Annotated in this window: 1 protein-coding gene; it reads right to left on the minus strand. The window is 60.0% G+C overall.

The window, feature by feature from the left end; all coding sequences use genetic code 11:
• Positions 1-1,288, minus strand: a 1,288-nt coding sequence (locus NMG80_RS03570) for a tetratricopeptide repeat-containing protein (protein ID WP_367185915.1), incomplete at its 3' end; no start/stop codon positions are given.
• Positions 1,289-1,314 lie beyond the last annotated feature (26 nt).

Here is a 1,314-nt window from a genome sequence, read left to right on the forward strand (position 1 = left end):
GGTGGCCGACAGCGACGACGAGGTTTAGGTCCGGAACCGACTTGGCGGGCTCGACATAGGCGTCCATTTCTCGAATTATGCGATCCGCACGCTCGGCCCGAATGCGGAGACCGGCGAACAGCTCTAGCTGTCCCTTGGCTGAATCCCAAGCAAAGGCGTCAGTTTTCGGAACGGCGTCCCGGTAGGCTTGGACCACGCGTTGATCGCGTTCTTCGGTCAGGAACAGCAGATCGGCTCGGCTGATGTTGGCCCAAACTTGGTCTTTGCCCTCTCGGCCGAGCCGATCGATAGCGGCGTTAATGGCGATCCGCACGCTTGAGCGGAGCGCCTCGACCTGCCGCCCCAGCTCCGTCTTGTAGGCGGCGGCCTGCTCGCTGTCTTCGAAGGCGTCCTCCCAAGTCGGATCGTTAGCCAGTTCCTGACCGATGACGCCCATCTGCAAGGCCGCAAGGCCGGAGTAAAAGTGGTTCAAGTCGACGAAATAGGCCTTGCGGTAAGCCTCATAGCTGCTGGTAAGATTACGGTTCGTGGCCTTGGCCCGGCGATCGGCGACGCTGCCCAGGGCTTCAAAGTCGAGCCGCCATATCGTCTTCAGGTTGCGGCCATAGAGAGCCAATGCCTCAGCGCGTTGCGCGGCGGTCGATCGCTCATTCGCAAGGACGGTCGCGATGGCCTGATTTGATGCCTCAAGAAGCTCAGCGCGCTTCTCGCCCCGATATTGTCGCTCGAGCAGGTTAGCGAGTGCAAAGTTGGCGTCGAGATCCTTCGGCACAGCCTCTCGGACGCGTAGCCAAGTCCGCCGTGCGCCGACATAGTCGGCGAGCTCCCACTGGGCCCTGCCAATCAACCGCAACGCTGGCCATTGGAAACGTTGACCGGTCACCTCGGAAGCTAAGAGACGCAGCCAGCCGGCTGATTTAGCTGCTTTTGCACGCGCTACCTCATCCGTGAAATCCGTCGGGAGTACATGTACGGCGGCGGGGTCAACTTCGGGCAATGTCGGCAGCATTTTGAAGATTGGGCTGTCGGTTTCACGTGAGCTGGCCAGGGTGGCCCGGATTACTTCAGTCAACTCGTCCAACTTGCTGCCCGGATCGTCCACGCTGTACTCAAGGTATCGATCGGTTAGGATGTCGAATGGCGTCGCGTCTGCGACCGGTGCGCCCCTAATCAGGATGGTGCCCTTCTTTCGAAGAGCATGCCGAATCCCGAGCTCATAGAAGACGTTGGCATTATGGACTGTGATGTCGCACACGACGAGATCGGCCTCAAGGATCAGGCCGAACATGTCCTCCCGAATGTTGCCAGCGTCAA

It is taken from the genome of Mesorhizobium escarrei, assembly GCF_935825525.1.
GTDB lineage: Bacteria > Pseudomonadota > Alphaproteobacteria > Rhizobiales > Rhizobiaceae > Mesorhizobium > Mesorhizobium escarrei.